Annotated in this window: 17 protein-coding genes; 3 read left to right on the top strand and 14 right to left on the bottom strand. The window is 76.1% G+C overall.

Features of this window, described 5'->3' with window-relative positions; translation table 11 throughout:
• Positions 1-3: 3 nt before the first annotated feature.
• From AB0O53_RS34225 to AB0O53_RS34215, 3 genes are read left to right on the top strand one after another with little or no spacing between them, the layout of a single operon-like run.
• Positions 4-1,530 (top strand): peptidoglycan-binding domain-containing protein, encoded by a 1,527-nt coding sequence (locus AB0O53_RS34225; protein ID WP_350993096.1) that lies wholly within the window; start codon positions 4-6, stop codon positions 1,528-1,530.
• Positions 1,523-2,197: an ABC transporter ATP-binding protein gene (locus AB0O53_RS34220; protein ID WP_350993094.1), complete on the top strand. Its 675-nt coding sequence runs from the start codon at positions 1,523-1,525 to the stop codon at positions 2,195-2,197. The genes AB0O53_RS34225 and AB0O53_RS34220 overlap by 8 nt, the downstream gene beginning before the upstream one ends.
• On the top strand, positions 2,187-3,443 hold the full coding sequence (locus tag AB0O53_RS34215; protein WP_350993092.1) for an ABC transporter permease: 1,257 nt from the start codon (positions 2,187-2,189) through the stop codon (positions 3,441-3,443). Before AB0O53_RS34220 ends, AB0O53_RS34215 begins: the two co-directional genes overlap by 11 nt.
• A 31-nt stretch (positions 3,444-3,474) precedes the next feature.
• On the opposite strand, the gene AB0O53_RS34210 is transcribed toward AB0O53_RS34215, so the two are convergent.
• The 14 genes from AB0O53_RS34210 to AB0O53_RS34145 form a co-directional block, all read right to left on the bottom strand.
• Positions 3,475-5,685: an NADase-type glycan-binding domain-containing protein gene (locus AB0O53_RS34210; RefSeq protein ID WP_365200883.1), complete on the bottom strand. Its 2,211-nt coding sequence runs from the start codon at positions 5,683-5,685 to the stop codon at positions 3,475-3,477.
• A 5-nt stretch (positions 5,686-5,690) separates the two neighbouring features.
• The gene (locus tag AB0O53_RS34205) at positions 5,691-6,266 is read right to left on the bottom strand and encodes a phage tail protein (RefSeq protein WP_350993088.1); all 576 of its coding nucleotides are present in this window, start codon (positions 6,264-6,266) and stop codon (positions 5,691-5,693) included.
• Positions 6,263-8,245, bottom strand: coding sequence for a putative baseplate assembly protein (locus AB0O53_RS34200; protein WP_350993086.1), 1,983 nt, complete (start codon positions 8,243-8,245; stop codon positions 6,263-6,265). The genes AB0O53_RS34205 and AB0O53_RS34200 overlap by 4 nt, the downstream gene beginning before the upstream one ends.
• The gene (locus AB0O53_RS34195) at positions 8,245-8,667 is read right to left on the bottom strand and encodes a GPW/gp25 family protein (protein WP_030772609.1); all 423 of its coding nucleotides are present in this window, start codon (positions 8,665-8,667) and stop codon (positions 8,245-8,247) included. Before AB0O53_RS34195 ends, AB0O53_RS34200 begins: the two co-directional genes overlap by 1 nt.
• On the bottom strand, positions 8,667-8,984 hold the full coding sequence (locus tag AB0O53_RS34190) for a PAAR domain-containing protein (protein WP_350993084.1): 318 nt from the start codon (positions 8,982-8,984) through the stop codon (positions 8,667-8,669). Before AB0O53_RS34190 ends, AB0O53_RS34195 begins: the two co-directional genes overlap by 1 nt.
• Before the next feature lie 77 nt (positions 8,985-9,061).
• Positions 9,062-10,879, bottom strand: coding sequence for a VgrG-related protein (locus AB0O53_RS34185; protein ID WP_365200878.1), 1,818 nt, complete (start codon positions 10,877-10,879; stop codon positions 9,062-9,064).
• Positions 10,876-11,601 (bottom strand): CIS tube protein, encoded by a 726-nt coding sequence (locus AB0O53_RS34180; RefSeq protein WP_350993081.1) that lies wholly within the window; start codon positions 11,599-11,601, stop codon positions 10,876-10,878. Before AB0O53_RS34180 ends, AB0O53_RS34185 begins: the two co-directional genes overlap by 4 nt.
• A 91-nt stretch (positions 11,602-11,692) precedes the next feature.
• Entirely contained in the window at positions 11,693-12,118 is a 426-nt protein-coding gene (locus tag AB0O53_RS34175) for a phage tail protein (RefSeq protein ID WP_030710062.1), read from the bottom strand.
• Positions 12,119-12,155: 37 nt separating this feature from the next.
• The gene (locus AB0O53_RS34170; protein WP_365200875.1) at positions 12,156-15,335 is read right to left on the bottom strand and encodes a hypothetical protein; all 3,180 of its coding nucleotides are present in this window, start codon (positions 15,333-15,335) and stop codon (positions 12,156-12,158) included.
• A gap of 4 nt (positions 15,336-15,339) precedes the next feature.
• Positions 15,340-15,498: a DUF6760 family protein gene (locus AB0O53_RS34165; protein ID WP_167344733.1), complete on the bottom strand. Its 159-nt coding sequence runs from the start codon at positions 15,496-15,498 to the stop codon at positions 15,340-15,342.
• Positions 15,495-15,992, bottom strand: coding sequence for a zinc-ribbon domain-containing protein (locus AB0O53_RS34160; RefSeq protein ID WP_031153515.1), 498 nt, complete (start codon positions 15,990-15,992; stop codon positions 15,495-15,497). Before AB0O53_RS34160 ends, AB0O53_RS34165 begins: the two co-directional genes overlap by 4 nt.
• On the bottom strand, positions 15,989-16,429 hold the full coding sequence (locus AB0O53_RS34155; protein WP_030031999.1) for a phage tail protein: 441 nt from the start codon (positions 16,427-16,429) through the stop codon (positions 15,989-15,991). Before AB0O53_RS34155 ends, AB0O53_RS34160 begins: the two co-directional genes overlap by 4 nt.
• A 77-nt stretch (positions 16,430-16,506) precedes the next feature.
• Positions 16,507-18,075: a phage tail sheath family protein gene (locus tag AB0O53_RS34150; protein ID WP_350993077.1), complete on the bottom strand. Its 1,569-nt coding sequence runs from the start codon at positions 18,073-18,075 to the stop codon at positions 16,507-16,509.
• Between the two features lie 203 nt (positions 18,076-18,278).
• Positions 18,279-20,360, bottom strand: coding sequence for an ATP-binding protein (locus tag AB0O53_RS34145; protein ID WP_350993212.1), 2,082 nt, complete (start codon positions 20,358-20,360; stop codon positions 18,279-18,281).
• Between the last annotated feature and the right edge of the window lie 23 nt (positions 20,361-20,383).

The following is a 20,383-nucleotide window of genomic DNA, read 5'->3' as shown; positions in this document are numbered from 1 at the left end:
GTGATGAGCCTCGAACACCCCGAAGGGTCCCGGGCGGCCGAGCCGGCCGGCGGGCGGGCCCGGCGCCGGCCCGGACGCGGCCTCGTGATCGCCGCCACCGTCATCGTGCTGTTCGGAAGTTCCGGATCCGTCTGGTGGATCGCGTCCCAGGCCAGGACGCCCGGGCAGCGGGCCTCGAACGCCGCGGCGCCGCCGCCCTCCCGCATCACGGGGAAGGTCTCCGACCAGCAGCTCGTCGAGAGGATGGAACTGACCGGGAAGGTCGAGACGGCCTCCCGGACGACCATCACCGGGGTCCAGCCGCAGGGCACCAGCCGCGCGGTCGTGACCGCCCTGCCCGCGGCCTCGGGCAAGAGCCTCAAGGCCGGCGCGGTCGTCGCCGAGGTGTCGGGCCGCCCGGTCCTCCTCCTCCCCGGGCGCTTCCCCGCGTACCGGGACCTGAAGGCGGGCGACAAGGGGCCGGACGTCCAGCAACTCCAGCGGGCCCTGCAGCCGTTGTACGGGACGGCCGTGAACGGCACGTACGGGCAGGCGACCGTCGAGGCGGTGCGCAAGCTGTACGCGGCGGCCGGCTACGAGGCGCCCTCCGGACAGGGACAGGTGTCGGGGCAGGCGTCGGGGCAGGGGCCCGGCGGCGGTACGGGTGGCGGCGGCAGCGCCCCGTCCGGCACGGCCGCCGGCGCCGGCGCCCCCCGCGGCGGTGCGGAGACCGACGGCGGTACGGGCGCGGCCCCCGCCGCGAACGGAGCCGCGAGCACGGCGCCCCACCGCGGCGCCGACGCGCCGCCCGCCGCCGGACCGCCCGCCGCAGGGCCCGCCAGGCCCGGGGAGGTGCTGCCGGCCGCGGAAGTCGCCTACGTCAGCGCCCTTCCCGCCACGGTGGTGCAGGTCACCGCCGCGGTGGGCGACGCGGCCGACAAACCGCTCGTCGTCCTCGGCAGCGGCGGCCGCCAGGTGCGCGCGACCGTCACCGCGGACCAGCGCACCCGGCTGCGCGACCTGCCGAACGACGCGGTCATCCGCTTCGGCACCGGGCCCTACGAGGGCCGGGAGGGCGGCCTGGGCTCCCTCGCCGGCCCCTCCGACGCCAAGAGCGGCGACCAGCAGGGCGCCACGAAGACGGGCGGACAGGACGGCGGGGGCACCTCCGGCGGCGCCGCCGGTGCCGCGGCGGGAGCCGGCAACGGCGGTGGAGGTGGCGGCGCGGCCCAGCACGAGGCGCTGTTCGTCCCCAGCGGCGCGGAGGCCAAGGAGGGTGCGGTCCAGCAGATCAGCGTCGAACTGCGGCGCAGCCCCAAGGGAGCGCTGACCGTGCCGGTGTCGGCCGTCTGGACCGACCTCGGGGGCTCGTCCACGGTCACCGTCACCGAGGACGGCAAGGAGCGCAACGTCCCCGTCGAGGTGCTGTTCACCCATGAGGGCCTCACCGCGCTGACCGCGCTCGACGCGAACCTCACAGCCGGCCAGACGGTCGTCCTCGTGCGCCGCGGGAAGGCCGCCGACGGCTCCGAAGGGGGCTCCGATGGCTGACCCGGCCCCCGTCATCGAGATGGCCGGCATCGCCAGGACGTACCCGGGGCCGCCGCCGGTGCACGCCCTGACCGACGTCACCCTCGACATCCGGCCCGGCCGGCTCGCCGCCATCGTCGGCCCGTCCGGTTCGGGGAAGTCCACGCTGCTGAGCGTGCTCGGGCTGCTCGACGTCCCCACCCGCGGCCGGTACCTGCTGCAGGGCAGGGACACCACCGACCTGTCCGAACGGGCCCGCACCGCCCTGCGGGCCTCCACGCTCGGCTTCGTCTTCCAGGCCTTCCACCTGGTCCCGCACCTGACCTGCGTACAGAACGTGGCGCTTCCGCTCGTGCACCTCGGCGTGCCCCGGGCCCGGCGGCGGCCGCAGGCCGTGGCGGCCCTGGAGTCCGTGGGCCTCGGGCACCGGCTGGACGTCCGGCCCACCACCCTGTCCGGCGGGGAGCGCCAGCGGGTCGCGGTCGCGCGGGCGATCGTCCACCGGCCCGCCGTCGTGCTGTGCGACGAGCCGACCGGCAACCTGGACACCGCCAACTCCGCCCGCGTCATGGACCTGCTGACCGGGCTCGTGGGGCAGGACCGGGCCGTCGTCGTGGTCACGCACGAACCCGACGTGGCGGCCCGGGCCGACCGCGTCTTCAAGGTGGTGGACGGCCGTGTTGCGTAGGCGGCGCGGGACGCGCGAGCCGTCCGCGGGGCAGGGCGCGGCGGCCCCCCGGACCTCCGCCGCGGACCTGCTCGTCCAGGCGTTCCTCGCGCTGTTCGGCCGCCGGTTCCGCACCCTGCTGACGATGGCGGGCATCTCCGTGGGGCTGGCCGCCGCGCTCGCCACGCTGGGCATCACCGCCAGTGCGGCCGGCGCCGTCTCCGACCAGTTCGACTCGCTCAAGGCGACCCGGGTCACGGTCAAGTACCCGTCGGAACCCGTCGCGGGGATCCGGCCGAGGCCCGACGGAGGCGACACCCGGCAGGTGCGGGGTCTCAACGGGGTGCGCAGCGCGGGCCTCGTCAGCAAGGCCGGTGAACAGCCGGTGGTCACCCGGCTGTCGTCGGGCGGGGCGAACGACCTGCCCGAGGGAACGGTCCTGGCCGCGCAGCCCGAGGCCCTGACGGCCCTGTCGGCCGAACTCGTCCAGGGCCGGTGGTTCGACACCGGGCACGATGCGCGACGGGAACGGGTGGCCCTGATCGACACGGCCGCCGCGTCCCGGCTGACCGTCGACGGCGGTGCCGGCAACTCCGTGATCCACGTCAACGGCGTCGCGTTCACCGTGCTCGGCGTCTTCCGCGCCCCGTCCGGCGACACCAACCTCACCGGGTCGGTGGTCGTCCCCTACTGGGCGGCGCTCCAGGACCCGGCCGGGCTGGGCTTCGCCCCCGCCGAGATGATCATCCGTACGGATCTGGGCGCCGCCGACCAGGTCGGCGCCGAAGCCCCCTTCGCCCTGGCCCCGGGCGCCCCGGACAAGCTGGTCGCGCTGGTGCCGCCGGACCCCCGGTCGTTGCGCCAGGGCGTCGAGTCGCAGACCCGGGCCCTGTTCCTGGGGCTGGCCGCCGTCTCCCTCGGCGTGGGGGCGCTGGGCGTCAGCAACACCGCCTACGTGTCCGTACTGGAGCGGCGCTCCGAGATCGGCCTGCGCCGCGCCCTGGGCGCCTCCCGCCGGGCGGTCGCCGGGCAGTTCTGCATCGAGAGCGGCCTGGTCGGGCTCGCGGGCGGCGTCGTCGGCACGGTGCTGGGCATCCAGATCACCGCCGTGACCTGCCTGGCCAAGGACTGGCTGGTGGTCCTCGACCCCGCCCTCACATCGGCGGGGCCGCTGGTGGGCCTCGTGGTGGGGCTGGCCGCAGGGCTGTACCCGGCTCTGGCGGCCGCCCGCATCCTCCCCGCCGAGACGCTCCGCGCGGGCGTCTAGCGGGTGTTCGGCGGGCGTGGGGGTCGGGGTTTCAGCTGCGCTGGAAGAACTCCACCTCCGCGAGTGCGAGGGGGCTCTGGGGGGCCGAGCCGGCGGGTTCTTCGAGGGTCAGCCGGATGGTCGTGACGTCGCTGATACCGGTGGGGAAGGTCTGGGGTCCGGGCTTGTCGCTGAGGACGAGCTTCTTGTGGACGACGGCGCCGTCCCGGTCGGTGACCTCCATGTCGATCCGCAGCGCCCGTCCTTGCTTCGCGTACTCCTCGGGCGCCGGCGAGGCACCGTTGGTGACGATCACGGCGACCAGGCGGAACGGCTTGCCGAACGTGTACGTGGCCGAGGCGCCGGCGCCGGGCGCGCCCCAGTAGCGGTTGCTGAGCCCGTCCGTGCTCCGGCCCACCGGGTGACCGGGGAGCTCGGCGCTCGCCCCGACGCGGGTCGGGGTCACCGCCTTGGCCTTGCCGAGCTTGTCCAAGGTGTCCTGCACCAGGTGGCGTCCGGCCGGCAGGAGCAGGAACCCGGCCGCGCACAGCGCCAGTACGACGGACAGGACCACCAGGAAGCGGACCAGCCGGCCGGAGCCGGCGTGCGTGCGGCGGCGGAACGGCCAGACCGTGCGCCACCACGGGAGGGGGGCGGCGGCGGTGGACGGCGTCAGCGGTGTCGCGCAGCGGCGGCAGAAGCGGCGGTCGGGCGGGTTGGGCGTGCCGCAGGCCGGGCACGGCACGCCGGCGACGTCGTCGCTCACGGCGAGGGGACGTACGACGGGGCGCGGCGCGACGGGCATGGCGGGCAGCACGGGAGCGGGGGACGCCGCCGCGGCCGGGGCCCGCGGCGCGGGCGATGCCGGCCGTACGGGTGCCACCGGCGCGGGCCCGGCCACGGGCCCGGCGGCCTCCGCCGCCACCGGGCCGGGCTCGGCGGGCGTGACCGTACGGGATTCCGCCCCGGCGGGCGCGGCGGGCGGCTCGGCCCCTGCCGGGGAGGGTTGGGCGGGCCGCCTGCGCGACCACGGCCACCGCCGGCCCTCGGCGGGGCCGGACTCCGTCCCGGGGCGCTCCCTGCGCAGCCAGGACCACCACCGTTCGGCGGCGCCGGGCGCACCCGACTCCGCCGGGTCGTCCGTCGTACCCTCCCGGGCCGTGCCGCCCTGCGGGCCGTCTTCTCGGGCTGTGCCCCTGCGGGGCGTCGCCCCCTCTGCGGTGCCCGCGCCGTGGGTCCCGCCCCGGGGCGTGCCGTCCAGCGGCGCTGCCTCCTGGGCTGTGCCCCGTCCGGGGGTTCCGCCCTGGGGGGCGGCGTCCTGCGGGGCTGCCCCGGCGGCTGCGCCCCGGGCGGGCGGTGCGTCGTCCTGGGCGGTTTCGCCTGTGGCTGTGCCGCCCGGGGGCGTGGACTCCTGACCTGTGCCCCGCCCGGGGGCTCCGTCCGGCGGGGTGCTGTGCCGGGCGGTCCCGCCCAGAGGGGTGCCACCCGGGTGCGTCGCTTCCTGGGCCGTGTCCCGTCCGGGGGTTCCGCCCTGGAGTGCGGGGTCCTGCCGGGCTCCGCCCCGGGTGGGCGGTGCGTCGTCCTGGGCCGTGCCCCGGGCGGGGGTTCCGGCCTGGGGGGTGGTGTTGGGAGTGGTCCCGCCCTGGGGTGCGTTGTCGTGGGCGGTGCCCCGGCCGGGGGTTCCGTCCAACGGGGTTCGTTCCTGGGCGGGTTCGCCCGGGGGTGCTGCTTCCGGGGCCGTGTCCCGGCCGGGGGTTCCGTTCGGCGGGGTGCCCTCCCGGTCGGTTCCGGCCCGGGGCGCGGCGTGCAGGGGCGCTGCCCCGGGGGCCGTGCCCCGGGTGGGCGTTGCGCCCTGCTGTGCGCTTCCGCCCGGGGGTGTCGTCTCCTGGGCGGTGCCCCGGGCGGGGGTTCCGGTCTGGGGGGTGGTGTTGGGGGTGGTCCCGCTCTGGGGTGCGTCGTCCTGGGCGGTGTCCTGCCCGGGGGTGTCCTGCCGGGGGGCCTCCCCGCGCAGGGGCGTGCCCTGTCCGGCCGTGTCCTGTTCGGGGGGCGCCTCCCGGGCCGGGTCCTCATGGGGTGGGGCCGTCTGTCGGGCCGGGGCGGCCGCGGGTGCGGCGGGTCGGTCCGTGGTCTCCCGGGGGGCTTCCTCGGGGGTGGGTGCGGTCGGAGGGCGGGTCGGGGAGGACCAGTTGAGGTAGGCGCCGCAGTTGTGGCAGAAGTCGTCCGTCGGGGCGTTGGAGGCTCCGCACGCGGGACACGAGCGCATGGCCGTCAGCTCCCTTCGCCCGAGGGCGGGCCGGGCAGGACCTCGACCCGGCAGACCACGTGCACGGGGCACAGGGCGTGGACGAGTGCGCGGACCCGGTCGGCGTCCACCCCGTCCGCGGCGTCCGCGCCGCCGCGCGGCCACACCCGTACCAGGACCTCCCCGGCCGCCACGGGGGTCGGCTCGGTGCCGGGTGTGCGGGACCAGACGGCCCCGCCGTCCCCGCTGACGTCGGCGGACACGCCCAGGACGAGGCGCAGGGCCTCGACCAGGCCGCGTCGGGTGCCGCGCCACCGGTGCAGTTCCACCGCGCGGGCCACGGCCTCGCGCCGCAGCGCGGCCGGCCAGTCGGGGTCGTCCGCGCCGCCGACCCAGGAGGCCAGCCAGGCCAGGAAGTCGGTGGGTGCCAGCCGGGGGTCGAAGTAGGCGGGCAGGTTGTCGAGGGTGGTGAACACCGGGGCCAGGACCGTGTCCAGGCCCGCCGTGAACCGCTGGGCGAAGTCGTCGTCGGCGTACAGCGCGGGCAGTTGCCCGCCGATGGGGTGCCGGCTGGGCAGGCCGGGCACGGCGGCCCGGCTCATCCGTGCACCTCCTGCTCGGTGACGACCACCTGGTGCTGGTAGGAGAAGACGAGCGTGCCCGCGCCGATGTCGATGCGGTCGAGGGGGGCGCCGCGCCGTCCCGTGATCGGGTCGGCGGCGAACAGCCGGATCTCCTCCACCAGTACGTCCCCGACGGCGCGTTGCAGTACGCCGAACACCTCGCCGTACTGCACGGGCCGGCCGAACGGCCAGCCGGTGCCGTCGGGTCCGCCGTTCAGCGGGTTGAGGTGCCGGAACAGGGCGGCGAGCGCCGCGTCGCGCACCCGGTCGGCGTCGGCGGCGGGCGCCGACAGCCGGGCGACGACGGTGACGCCCTGGTAGACGGGGGGTTCCACGACGAGGCCGGTGCCGATCAGGCGGCGTTCGTCGAGGGTGGTGGTGATCGCGGCGAGGACCTGGTCGGAGGGGATCAGCTGTTCGAAGCGGAGCCGGTCGCCCTCGTCGGCGACCGCGTCGGGCACCACGAGGACGCGTACGGAGCCCGCGCCGCCCGCGCCGCCCCCGCCGTCCGTGGCGGGCAGGCAGCGCACGCGGCGCACCGAGGGCGCCGCCCGGCGGGCGATGATCTCGTAGTCCTCGGCGGTGACCGCGCGTTCCTGCATGCGCAGGGCCTCGGGGGCGCGCAGTTTGGCGTTGTCGATGGTCTCTCCGGCGACGCCGCCGCGTGCCGCCTCCCGGTTGACGACCCGGGCTATGTAGGGGACGGAGCTGCGCAGTACGGAGATCGCGCCGCGCGAGACGTTGCCCGCCGGGCCGCCGCCCGTGCGGTAGCGGGCCACCCGGATCTGTGAGCCCTTGGGCGGTACGGCGCCGCAGGGGCGCAGGCTGCCGTCGGCCTCGCGCAGCACGGGCGGGAAGGAGAACTCGCCGGTGGTGGCGTCCACGCGGACGTGCCGGTCCTCGGGCCCGGAGCGGCCGAAGTGCTCGACGAGGTCCCAGCGCTGCCAGCCCTCGGGGGAGGACACCTCCACCACCGGGGGTTCTCCGTCGAGGAGTACGGGCGGGCGGCCGAGGCGGAAGCTCTGTCCGGCCACGCCCTCCGACGCGCCGAGGGGTACGTCGGCGACGCGTTCGGCGTGTTCCACGGTCATGGTGCCGCCGACGGTGAAGACGGCGGCCTCGCGCACGGTCGGGGACTCGGAGTAGAAGGGCTGGCCGGGCTCGGCCTCGGTGACCCGGCAGCGCAGCCAGCCCGCGCGGGTTCCGCTGATCACCGACGCGGTGTGGCCGGCGGGGACGTAGACGATGATCTCGCCGGGCCGGTTGAGGCCGCCGGTGCTGTCGGAGTCGGTGGCGCAGCGCTGCCAGCGGCTGCCGTCCCAGGCCTCCCACACCAGCGGGGGCTGGCGCGGGTCGACGCCGACGCCTTCGACGCGGCTGTCGAGGCGTACGGCGACGACGCAGCGCGGCACCGCCGTCGGCAGGCCGAAGAGCAGGGCGTCGCCGGGTTCGGGGGTGGCCTGGAAGCACGGGACGTCGCGGCCCTCGGCGAGCGCGCCGGTCCGGTCGGCGGGCTCGCCGGTGCGGGGCGCGGTGACCAGTTTCGTCAGTTCGCTGGGCAGGATCCGCAGGTCGTCGGTGGTGGCGAAGACCACGGCCTCCTCGGTGTCGCCGGCCGCGGTGGTCACCTCGGTCGTCACCTCGGTGCCCGCGGGCAGGGTGACGGTCTCGGCCTGGGGTGCCGACAGCCAGAAGTCGACGTCGGCGGTGGCGGCCGAGGGCGGGTACAGCTGGATGCCCAGCAGGTCCAGGAACGCCAGGTAGTTCTTGTCCGGGACCCGGTTGAGCCGGTACAGCAGCTGGTCCACGAGGTACGCGAACGTCTCGATGAGGGTGACGCCGGGGTCGGAGACGTTGTGGTCGGTCCACTCCGGGGCGCGCTGCTGCACGTACCGCTTCGCCTCGTCGACGAGCTGCTGGAACCGTCGGTCGTCCAGGTTGGGGGAGGGGAGGGCCATCAGTCCGCGACCATTTCCTCGGCCCCCTCCTCGGAGGGGATCGTGTAGAAGGGGAAGACCAGGTTGCGCCGGTCGTTGGTGGTGCGCACCGTGTAGTGCACATCGATGTAGAGGGTGCCCGCCTCGACGGAGTCGAAGGCGACGACGACGTCGTCGACGGTGATGCGGGGCTCCCAGCGTTCGAGGGCCTCGCGGACCTGCTGGGCGACGCGGCCGGCGGTGTCGCCGTCGCCGGGGGCGAAGACGTACTCGTGGATGCCGCAGCCGAATTCGGGCCGCATGGGCCGTTCGCCGGGTGCGGTGCCCAGGACGAGGCGGATGGCCTCCTCCAGTTCGCGTTCGCGTTCGACCATGGCGATCCCGCCGGTCGGTCCGACGCGCAGGGGGAACGCCCAGCCGCGTCCGATGAACCGTTCGCTCATCACATGCCTCCGATCAGGACGTCGAGGGCGCCGGTGAGGACCATCGCGCCGCACGACGTCTGGTCGCGGGCGCGGGCGGCGGGCAGGCCGCCGATGAGGACCGTGCCGGAGGCGAGGGCCGCCGGGTTCGGCATGACCACGTTGGCCGGGCCGAGGGCGGCGTGCGGCGGGACCACGCAGACGTGCAGGCTGCCCACGACGGCGGCGGGCCGGCCGCCGATCAGCACCGTGGCCACCTGCGCGGCGGCGCCGGGCGGTGGCGTGGCGAGCCGGCCACCGTGGTTGGTGGGGTCGCCGGTACGGGCTGCGGCTGGCATCGGAGGCTCCTCGGGGCGGTCGTCGTGGGGCACGGGGTGTGCAGGGTGTACGGGGCGTGCAGGGCGTTCAGGGATCGTCAGTTGATGCGGATGAGGCGGGCCTTGAGGACGGCGAGCAGGCCGCCGTTGACCGTGACGTCCGAGGTTCCGGACACCTTCACCGACCGGCCGCCGATGCTGACGCCGGCGGTGCCGTCGATGTCCACCTGGCGGCCGGACACCTTCACGGTGCCCTGCCGGGCGTCCAGGGTGATGCCGTTCTTGTCCATGAGGACAGAGGTCGCCGGGCGGCCCCGGCCGGCGTACACCGTGAGCTCGATCCGGTCCCGGCGGTCGTCCATGCGTACTTCGAGCCGCTCGTCCCCGGTCACCAGCCGCAGCCCGGAGGGGCCCGGCGCCGCCGCGTCGAGCAGTTCCACGCGGTGGCCCGAACGCGACACGATCGAGCGGCGGTTGACCTTGCCGCTGGTCTTGTCGATCAGCGGCACGTCGTGCGGCGAGGGCTGGTCGACGCCGTTGTAGAGGCCGCCGATGACGTACGGGCTGTCGAGGAGGCCCTGCTCGAAGCCGACGAGGACCTCGTCGTTGACCTCGGGGCTGACCACTCCGCCGCCGCCCTTGCCGCCCCACTGGACGGTGCGGACCCAGTCGGAGACGTAGGTGTCGTCCAGCCAGGGGAACTTCAGCCGGACCGCGCCGCGCTGGGAGCCGTTCGGCTCGCGCACGTCCGTCACCACGCCGATCGCCAGCCCGGGGATGCGCGGGCCCCGCCCCGGCGCGTTGGCGCCCGTCACCAGGCCGGTCAGGGAGCGGTCGGGGCTGGCGCTGACCCACACGGTCGTGCGGAAGCCGCCGTGCGGCTCCAGGACGTGCTGGACGGCCGTGGCCGTGTACCGGCCGGAGAACGCCTGCCCGACGTTGCCGAGCGCGACGGGCTTGCCGGCCCGCAGCAGCGGGTTGCCCTCGGCCACCGCCTCCAGCTCGCCGAAGCCGGAGCTGATCTGGGCCGCCGCCGCCTTCGCGACCGCCGCCGTCTCGGCCTGCGTGCGGTAGGGGGTGTCGGTGACGGACACCGACGCCGTCCCGAAGCGGGCGGCGGTCTGCGGGCCGAGGCCCGGCACCACCGTGTCGCTGACCACGGACGGCTGCTCGGCGACGAGCGGCCGCTTCGTGGTCACGTCCCAGCCGCGCACCTGCACCTTCGAGGCGCCGTCGGCGGCCGACAGGGCGGCCCGCAGGGCGAGCAGGTTGCGCCCGTACTCCAGGACCATCGGGTCGCGCACCGCCGACGTCGACGGGGCCGGCGCCCCGGACGCCTTCACGGGCTTGGTGAACTGCAGCAGCCCCTTGTCGTCGACGCGCACCTGCGCGCCGCTCTCCCCGGCGAGGAACTGCAGGAAGTCCCAGTCGGAGACGTTCGCCTGGGACAGCTGCTTGTACGTGACCGGTGCGGCCTCGACCTTCCCGACGGCCAGGCCGGCCCCGGCGGCCACCTTGTGGACGATCGCGGCGGCCGTCATGTTCCGGTAGGCGACGACCTTGCGGCCGCGCTGGAGGCGGTGCGCCCTGGAGTAGGCGCGGACGACGGTGAACGAGCCGGTGCGGTCCCGGTCGATCTCCAGGGCCGTGACCTCGCCGTTGAACAGCCGCTCCCGGGCCTGCCCCTTCACGGTCGCCACCGACACCCGCAGCGGGGTGCCGATGGTGATGCCGGTGGCGCGCAGGAACTCGTGGTCGGGGTCGCGGTAGGTGAGCACCGCGGTGTCGGGCAGGCCGACGTTCTCGTCGACGACGCAGGAGACCAGTTGCGCCGCCCAGATCTGCGGCAGCTCGCCGGGGGCCTCCACGATGGGGTCGGCCGCGAACGACCGGCCCCCGGACTCGGACCCGCTCACCGCTGTTCCTCCTCGCCGTGCTGGTCCCGCGTGCCCGGCACCACGATCTCGGTGCCGGGGACGAGCGCCATGGGGTCGTCTATGCCGTTGGCCTCCGCGATGACCCGCCAGGCCGTCGCGTCGCCGTATTCGCGCCAGGCGAGCATGGCCAGGCTGTCGCCCGCCACCACGGTGTGGGTGCTGCGGGCGGTGCGGGAGCCGGAGGTCGGGTTCTGGCCGGGCGGGTCGACGCTCGCTTCCTCGATGGACAGCGAGCAGGTGGCCCGCAGCGGCTTGCCGTCCACGTCGAAGAGCGTGTACGACACCGACAGGTTCGACAGGACCCCGTCGAACGACGTCGTCCGCGAGCTGCCCCACTCGAAGCGCACCCAGGGGCTCGCCGGCTTCTTGCGGCCGAGGCTGGCCGGGGTCGGCACGCACGCCTTCATCAGCTTCTCCACCGCCTGCTCGACCGAGTTGTCGTGCTTGGCGGTGGCGTCCAGGAACACGTCCAGGCTCAGGGTGCGCGGTCCGCTGCCGACGAACTCGGGCAGCGCCGACTGGCCCGCCATCCTGGACGGGGAGCGCCGCCACTCGGTGGTCTTGCCCAGTTGCAGGGTCGAGGGGTTGAACTGCAGGTCGAGCCGGGCGATCGTCCCGCCGGGCTTGGCCCCGACGGAGGCCGGCGGCTCCTTGAGGGTGAGCTGGGCCCGGGCGCGGCTGGCGCGTGCCGATGAGGCCATGCCGTGGACTTCCTTCCGGGGCGGGGTGGGGCGGTGCGGTGCGGGTCTATGCGGTGCGGGGCGTACGGGGACGAGTGGGCGGGGCGGGCGGTCAGGAGGGCAGCAGGCCCTGGTGGGCGATCTCCAACGTCTCCACGGCCGCCGCCGAGTTGGCCGGGTCGAAGGACGGCCCCTGCCAGCGCACCGGGACGATCCCGAACACCTGCCAGCTGATGATCCGGCTCAGGTCGGGCCGCAGCGCCACGATCTCGCCGTCCTTCGGCTCGACCCGGCGCAGCGTCTCGTCCAGCCAGCGGCCGATCTTCGCCGTGTCGGCGGTGACGGGCCGGGTGAGGGTGATGTTCGACCAGGTCACCCGGCCGGGCAGCTGCCAGGTGAAGCCGTTGTTGCCGCCCTCGGCGTAGCTCTCCATCTCGACCTCGGCGCCCATGCCCGAGCACGTGTGGAAGGCGCCCAGGTCGTTGCCGCCGATCGCCAGCCGGAAGAACACGCTGGTCGCGAAGATGTTGTCCGTCATCGGTCCGTCGTCGTCCGTTTCTCGTGCGTACGTGGTCTCAGCGGCGGCCGTCGAAGGGCCGGCCCGCGCGTTCCCGGCCGCGCCGCAACTCGGTGCGCAGGAGGCGCGCGACCGGGTCGAGCAGACGCCGTGCCAGGTCGTCCAGGTCGAGGTCGCCGCCGCCGTGGGGCGCGGTGTCGCGTGCGCCGTCGGGCCGGCGGGCCGCTGCGGCGGCGGGACCGGTCCCCCGGCCCGTGTCGCGCTGTACGGGGGCGGGCGGGCCGCCGGGCGTCGGCGGTGCGGGGACGGCGGGGGCGGGGCCGGGGGCGGTCGGGCCGGGGGTGGGGCCGGCCGTCCTGGGCCGTACGACGGGTACGGGTCCGGCGCCGGGCGCGGCGGGCGCCGGCTGGACCACGAGCGGTGGCGTGTACGGGCCGGTCACGGGCAGCGGAGCCGCCGCGGCGGCGGGGGCCGCGGCCGAAGCGGGCGCCGGGCGCACGGCGCGCGCGGGGCGCGGGGCGGGCGTACGGGGGGCCGGGGCCGCGGCACGCTGGACCGGCTGCGGGGCGGTGGCGGTGCCGGCGGCTGTGGCTGTGGCTGTGGTGGACGGGGCGGAGGGGGTGGCCCAGCGCGCCGGGACCACGGGCCGACCGGTCGGGCGGGGGGCGGCGGCGGGCGCGCTGCCCATGCCCGTCACGTCACGGGTGCCGAGGGTCAGGGGCCGTGCCGCCAGCAGCTGGAGGGACGGCGGCGCGTCCGGCGCGGCCGTCCCGCCGCCGGCGGTGACGGCGCGGGCGGCGACGAGCGGGACCGGGCCGGAGCGCGGCGGGGCGGTGGCGGTGGCAGTGGCCCGCTGGACCGGCGGGGTGCCGCCGCCCAGCAGGGGTGCGCGCAGGGACGGTGCCTGCGGCCGCGCGGCGGCGGCCCGGGGCACGTCGGCGCTCGCCGGCAGCGAGGGCAGCGGCGCCCCCAGCCCCGAACGCACCCGCGGCGCCGACCGCTGCGGCCCGGCAGGCTCCGCCTGTCGCTGGACGGTGGGCATGGCGGGGCCGGGGGTGGTGGCCTGCACGGGGCTCGACGGCGTGGCCGTCGCCGGGAGTTCGTTGAGGGGGGCGCCGAGGGGTGCGCGGGTGCGCAGGGGCTTCTCGGCCGCCGCGTCGTCGGCCCCGGGCTCTGGGCGGCGCTGCGGTGCCGGGCCGCTCGCCGCGGTTTCCGCCTGCCGTTGCAGGGTGGGCATGGCGGGGCCGGGGGTGGTGGCCGGTGCGGGGCTCGACGGCGTTGCCGTGGCCGGGAGTTCGGCGAGCGGGGCGCCGAGGGGCGCGCGGGTGCGCATCGGCTTGTCGGCCGTCGGGCGGGTGGCCGCGGGCTCTGCCTGGCGCTGCACGGTGGGCATGGCCGGGGTCGCCGGGGCGGGGACGGAGGGCTCCGCCTGCCGTTGGACGGTGGGCATGGCGGGGCCGGGGGTGGTGGCCTGTACGGGGCTCGACGGCGCCGCCGTGGGCGGGAGTTCGGTGAGCGGGGCGCCGAGGGATGCGCGGGTGCGCATCGGCTTCTCCGGAGCCGGGCCGGTGGCCTCGGGCTCCGCCTGGCGCTGCACGCTCGGCATGACCGGGGCGGTCGGCGCCGCGCCCGTGACCGGCGGTTGCGCTTGCCGCTGCACGGTCGGCATGGCCGGGGTCGCCGGCACCGCGCCGGTGACCGGCGGGTTCGTCTGCCGCTGGACCGTGGGCATGGCCGGGGCCGGGCCGGTGGCCGCGGGTTCCGCCTGGCGCTGCACGGACGGCGCGGCCGGGTCCGAGGCCGTGGGCCGGGAGCCGAGCGGGGCGCGGGTGGGCATCGGCTTCTCCGGAGCCGGGCCGCTCGCCGCGGGCACGGTCGGGGCAGCAGTCGGTGCCGGGCCGGTGACCGCAGGGTCCGCCTGCCGCTGCACGGTGGGCATGGCCGGGCCCGGGGAATCGGAAGCCGGTGCGGGGCTCGACGGCGTGGCCGTGGGCGGGAGTTCGGTGTGCGGGGCGCCGAGAGGCGCACGGGCGGGGATCGGCTTCTCGGCCTTGCGCTGCACGGTGGGTGCGGAAGGGGTTGCCGGGGCGCCCGCCTCGGGCTCCGCCTGCCGCTGGACGGTGGGCATCGCCGGGGTTGCCGGGGCCGCAGGCTCGGCCTGGCGCTGGACGGTGGGCATGGCCGGGCCCGGAGCGGTGGCCGGTGTGGGGCTCGACAGTGTGGCCGGGGACGGCAGCTCCGTGACCGGGGTGCCGAGCGGGGCACGGGTCTGCGCCCGCTGCACCGGCGTGTCCGGGCCGGCCGCGGGAACGGCGGGGGGACGGACGGCGGCCACGCGGCGCCGGGGTGCGGCAGGGACCCGGGCGGCGGTCAGCGTGCGCCCGACCGGGCTCGGCCGGACCGCGACAGGAGCCCCATCGGCCTTACGGGCGGGCCGGGCGGGCACACCGTTACCGGCGGACGTTCCGGGGACCACCGCGATGCGGCGGACCACCGGGAACTGCGCGGGCGCCGCCGTACGGCCGGGCTCTGCAGCCCGCTGCACGGCGGGCGTGGACGTCGGGCCCCGCGTACCGGCCGCAGTCGAGGTTCCGCCCGACGTCGCCGGCGCCGGAGACCGGCCCGCGTCGCCGCGGGGCACGGCGCGCTGGACGAGCGGGCCCGGGGTGGCGGTGCCCGTGCCGGGCTTCGCGGCCGACGTGGACCCGGAAGCGGACCCGGACCGGCTCGGCGCGGTGGTGCCGGGGCGGGTGCGGCGCTGGACCTGCGGGGTTCCGCCTGCGGGCCCCGCCTGCTCGGGCCCGGCGGGCCCGTCGGGTTCGGCGGGCAGGGCCCGCAGCAGCAGCGGGCCGCCCCCGCTGTGGGTGGTGGGACGGGCGGTGGCGGGGCGGGCGACCCCGCGGACGAGTCCGGCCGGGGCGGACGGCAGCAGGCCGTGGGCGAGTCCCGTGTCGAACGACGGGTTGCGCCACGCGGCCAGGCCGGAACGGAAGGCGAGGCCGTCGCTGACGCCCGTGACCGACCGCGAGACGGTCAGCAGGGGCGGCGCGGTCATGCGCCAGCCGCCGTCCCAGTCGCCCGGCACGGCGGTCCCGGCGGTCCCGGGCGTACCGGCCTGCCCGGTCGGCGCGGCCTGTGCGGCGTCCCGCGCGGCGCCGCCGCCCCGGGCCTCGGCCGCCCCGGCGGCAGCGGCATCCGGCACGGCGGTGCGCCGACGCAGCCTGTCCCGCCATGCCATCTGCTCAACCGCCTTCGTTCACACGGGTGTTGATACGAGCTATCTCGGTGACCCAGTCCTGGCGCTCGCCGTGGGTCAGGTCGAGGATCTCGTCGCGCCGCCAGTGGAAGTGGTAGGCGATGTACGCGATCTCCTCCCGGAGCCGGGGGAGCGCGTACGTCACGATTCCCCCAGGCGCCCACCGGAGAGGTCGACCTCGAAGCCGCCGTCGCAGTGCGGGCAGGTGACCGCCGCGCGGGTGTGGCCCTCGCTGTTGACGCGCCGGTAGAAGTCCTGGAGGAACGCGACGTCGGTCGCGTACATCCGCTCGACGACCCCGGCGTGCACGTCGGTGATGGTGCCGAGCCGGGTGATCACCTGGCTCAGCAGCACCACGCTCAGGTACGCCGGGTTCTCCTTGACCCGCAGGTCGATCTGCGGGCGGAGCTCGTCGCGCGCGGTGGCCAGGCGCATCGAGCCGTGCCGGTGCACCGTGCCCGCCTCGTCCACGTAGCCGCGCGGGAGCTCGAACTCGAACTCCGTGCGCAGCCCGTGGTCCTCACGGGGGGCCGGAGCGGCGGCGGCCGGGGGCGCCGCCGCCTGCTCCGGGGCCTGGGCGGGCGCCGTGACCTGGAGGATCTCCTCCAGGCTGCCCGCAGTCACCGTGCGACGCCTCATTCGACGATGATCTCCTCGAACACGATGGTGACGGACTCGGTGGCCGCGGCCGACTCGCCGGCCTTGAGGGAGGGGCCCTCCCACTTGGAGGCCCAGCCCTGCATCAGCTGGATGCGGCGGATGGTCGCGCCCGTGGAGTCCTTGATCTCGATCGTGAGGTTCTGCCGAGCGGTGTCGACGGCGCCGTTGTTCAGCGTCTCCTTGATCCACTTGGTGAACTCGCTGCTCTTGTCGAGTCCCCGGGTGATCGTGACCTCGCCCGCCTGGCGCGCGCCGGGCTGCTTGCGGATGATCTGCTTGCCCTCCGCGCTGACCTGGCGGACCTCGACGACCTCTTCCTCGACGGTCAGGCCGCTGATCTCCTGGATCGATTCGACCAGGTATCCGCCGAGCTGCACGCCGAAGATATGGGTGGAAAGAGCATCGCCCTCTGCCATGACTGTCCTTCACCTTTCCTTGCTGCCGGTGCTGCCGGTACCGCTGCTGGTACTGCTCGTGCCGCTGACCGGCAGGGTCACTCGTCGACGAGGCTGGTGCTGTCGGAGAACTGGGCCAGCCGGAACACGACGAACTCGGCGGGCTTGACGGGCGACACGCCGATCTCGCAGACCACGCGGCCCTGGTCGATCGACTCCTGCGGGTTGTTGTCCCGGTCGCACTTGACGTAGAACGCCTCCGCCGCCGTGCGGCCGAACAGCGCGCCGCGGCGCCACTCCTCGGTCAGGAACGCGGTGACGTTGCGCCGGATGCTGGACCAGAGCCGGTCGTCGTTCGGCTCGAAGACCACCCACTGGGTGCCCAGGAGGATGGACTCCTCCAGGTAGTTGAAGAGGCGGCGCACGTTCAGGTAGCGCCAGGCCGGGTCGGAGGAGAGGGTGCGCGCGCCCCAGATCCGGATGCCGCGGCCGGGGAAGGCCCGTACGCAGTTCACGCCGATCGGGTTGAGCAGGTCCTGCTCGCCCTTGCTCAGGCGCAGCTCCAGGTCCACCGCGCCGCGGATGACCTCGTTGGCGGGGGCCTTGTGCACGCCGCGCTCGGCGTCGCTGCGCGCCCACACGCCGGCGACGTGGCCGCTCGGCGGGACGGTCGTGTTGCGGCCCGAGGCGGGGTCGAAGACCTTGACCCACGGGTAGTAGAGGGTGGCGTAGCGGGAGTCGTAGCCCGCCTCGTCGTTGCGCCAGGTGCGGACCTGCTGCGCGGACAGCGCGGGCGGGGTGTCGAGTACGGCCACCCGGTCGCCCATCTGCTCGCAGTGGGAGATCACCGCGAGCTGTACGGTGCGTACGCCCTCGGCGTCGATGTCGCCGCGCTGGTAGGCGCTCATCAGGTCCGGGACCGCGACCATGGTGATCTCGTCGATGGTCTCCAGGCCGGCGAAGCCGGTACGGGCGCCCGCGTCGCCGACGTACTCGGCCGGGTCGAGCCGGGACACGGTGCCCTGCCCGGTCGCGGAGGCCGTGGCGGCCGCGGCGCCCGGGGCGTCGGGCAGGGCCACGGTCTGGCCGGCGGGCCGGGTCTGGGTGGCGGAGCGCTGCTCGGTGACCTCGATCAGCTTCGAAGCGCGCGCCTGGGTGACGAGGTAGCCCTTGACGTTCTTGCGGGCGGAGACCTCGTAGGACTCGGCGATCTGCTCGCCCTGGCGGACCAGGAGCTTGAAGCGGTCCTCCGGCGGGTTGTCCCCGTCGGCGTCGGCGATCTCCACGGACACGCCGGTGATGCCGGGGCGGGCTGTGATCAGGAAGCCGCCGAGCTCGACGGGCTCCGCGGCGCGGGGCCGGGAGTCCGCTCCCGCGGCGGCCGGCGCGGAGGCGTCCGGGGCCGGGCCGCCGATGCGGACGACGTACGCGGCGCCGCCGCCGTTGGCGAAGTAGCCGTAGACGGCGTGGGCCAGGTAGGTGCCCTCGGTGAAGCCGCCGAAGTGCTGGGAGTACTGGTCCCAGTTGGTGACCAGCGTCGGTTCGTGGAAGGGCCCGCTCTGGGCGAACCCGACGAACGCGGCGACGGCGGTGCCGACCCCTTCGATCGGGCGAGCACCGGACTGCACCTCCTCCACGTACACGCCCGGGGTGAGGTACGTCGGCATGCTCGCTCCTTCGTCACGTCTTGCAATCAGGTCTGGTCACAGCCTCCCGCGCGAGCGCCGCCGCGGGCAGGGGCGTTCGGTCCTGGTCAGGGGCAAGTGCGCTGCCCTCCCGGTCGCCCCCGCCGGGCCGTGCAGGCAGCCCGGCCGCCCGTCCGGCCCGCCGGTCCGCCCGTCCGGCCCGTCCGTCCGGTCCGCCCTGCCGGTCACACGTCCGTGACCTGGCCCAGGTACGGTCCGAACTCGCCTTCCAGGACCAGGCGTCCGAGCTTGCGGTACTCCTGGGCGACGGCGGTCATCACCTGGCGCATGGTCAGCGGCTCGCCGGACGCCGCCGCGAAGTAGGCGGCCGTCACCGCGCAGGCCCGGATGGAGCCCCCGGCCAGGTCGAACCGGTCGGCGCAGAAGCCGAGGTCGACGTCGTCGGCCCGGGGCAGCCGGTCGCCCAGGCAGCGCTCCCACAGGGCGCGGCGCTGGGTGGCGTCGGGCACGGGGAAGTCCGCGATCACGTCGAGGCGGCGGGTGAACGCCTCGTCGAGGTTGGCCCGCAGATTGGTCGTCAGGATCGCGATGCCGTCGAAGGACTCCATCCGCTGGAGCAGGTAGGCCGACTCCATGTTGGCGTGCTTGTCGTGGGAGTCCTTCACGTCCGAGCGCTTCCCGAAGATCGCGTCGGCCTCGTCGAAGAGCAGTACGGCGTTGACGGCCGAGGCCTCGGTGAAGATCCGTTCCAGGTTCTTCTCGGTCTCGCCGACGTACTTGTCCACGACCGTGGACAGGTCCACCACGTACAGGTCCATGCCCAGGTCGGCGGCGACCACTTCGGCGGACATGGTCTTGCCGGTGCCGGAGGAGCCGGCGAACAGGGCGATCACCCCGCGTCCGCGCCCGCCGCCGGGCCGCATGCCCCACTGCCCGAGCACCTGGTCGCGGTGGCGGGCGCGCACCGCGAGGTCGCGCAGCCGCCGGTGGGTGGGGGCGGGCAGCACCAGGTCGTCCCAGCCGACGGCCGGCTCCACCCGGCGGGCGAGGCGGGCCAGGCCCGCGCCGTTCTGTGCCCGTACGGCGGCCCGCAGGTCGTCGGGGGAGACGGGTCGGTCGTCGAGGGCGGCGGTGCGCGACGCGGTGTCGGCGGCGCGCCGCAGCTGTCCGGCGTCGAGGCGGTGCGCGGACACGGACCGGGCGAGCGCTTCCGCCCCGCCCGCAGCCCCGGCCGTCGCGCCCTCGCCGCCGGCTTCGTTCGTACGGCCGTGTGCGGCGGCGGCCCGTTCCAGGGCGTGCCGCCAGCGGACGGCCTGCCGTTCGGGGGAGGGCGCAGCCACCGTCAGGGAGACGGGGGTGGCGGCCGCCCAGGCGGGCTCCCAGCCGCCGGTGCCGTGCGTGAACAGGGGGATGCCGCGCAGCACCGTGCACAGGGTGCGCAGTACGTGGGCCCGCTCGTCGGGCTTGTCGGGCAGTGCCTCCAGCGGTCCGATCAGTACTCCGGCGCCCAGCAGCCGGGCTTCGCGGGCGGCGGCGCGGGCGAGTGCGGGCAGTGCGGCGGCGCGGTGGGTCAGCGCCGTCGGGTCCAGGACCAGGGGGCGCAGACCGCGGGCGCGCAGTGCGGCGGCCGCCAGGCCCTCGGGGTCGCCGCCGCGGGTGCGCAGGTGGACGTGGCCGGTGCCGCTGCCGGCCGCGGCGGTGGCCCGGTGCAGCTCGCCCGGGTCGACGGCCGGGTCGTCGGCGGCCTCGCCGAGCACCTCGGCCAGCTGCGGATCGGGCGCGGTGGCGCCGAGCAGGTGGGCGGTGACCCGGTCGGGTACGGCCAGGACCCGGGACAGCGGCGGCCGTTCGGGCTCGGTGACCTGCAGCAGGCCGCCCGCGACGAGCGGCGCGCCGGGGGAGAGCCGGGAGCGGGCGGCGGCGGACCCGCGGCGGCCGCACAGTTCGAGGGCGAGTCCCACCGTGGGCCGGCGGCGCGTCAGGTCGTCGTTGAGGTAGCCGTAGAGCCGCTCGAACCGGGCGTCCAGGTCCGGGGCCAGAGCGATCAGCAGCAGGTCCAGGTCGAGGGGGTCGAGCCCGAAGCGGGTGGCGAGGACGCCGAGGGGCGAGCCGGGCGGCGGCGCTCCGTCCGGGGTGAGGACGGGCAGGCGGGGGCCGTGCTCCTCGCCCGCGGCCAGGATCCGGTCGACCGCCTCGGGCGTGAGGTACTGGCCCCGGTAGGGGTCGTCCGGGTCGGGGTCGACGGCGCGCCGCAGCTGCACGGCCAGCCGGACCCGCTCCTCGACGAGCCGGAGCCGGCTCCACAGGTACGGGACCTCGTTCCCACGGC

The organism is Streptomyces erythrochromogenes (assembly GCF_040684695.1).
Lineage (GTDB): Bacteria > Actinomycetota > Actinomycetes > Streptomycetales > Streptomycetaceae > Streptomyces > Streptomyces erythrochromogenes_C.
This window is presented reverse-complemented; position numbering and strand designations above follow the sequence as displayed.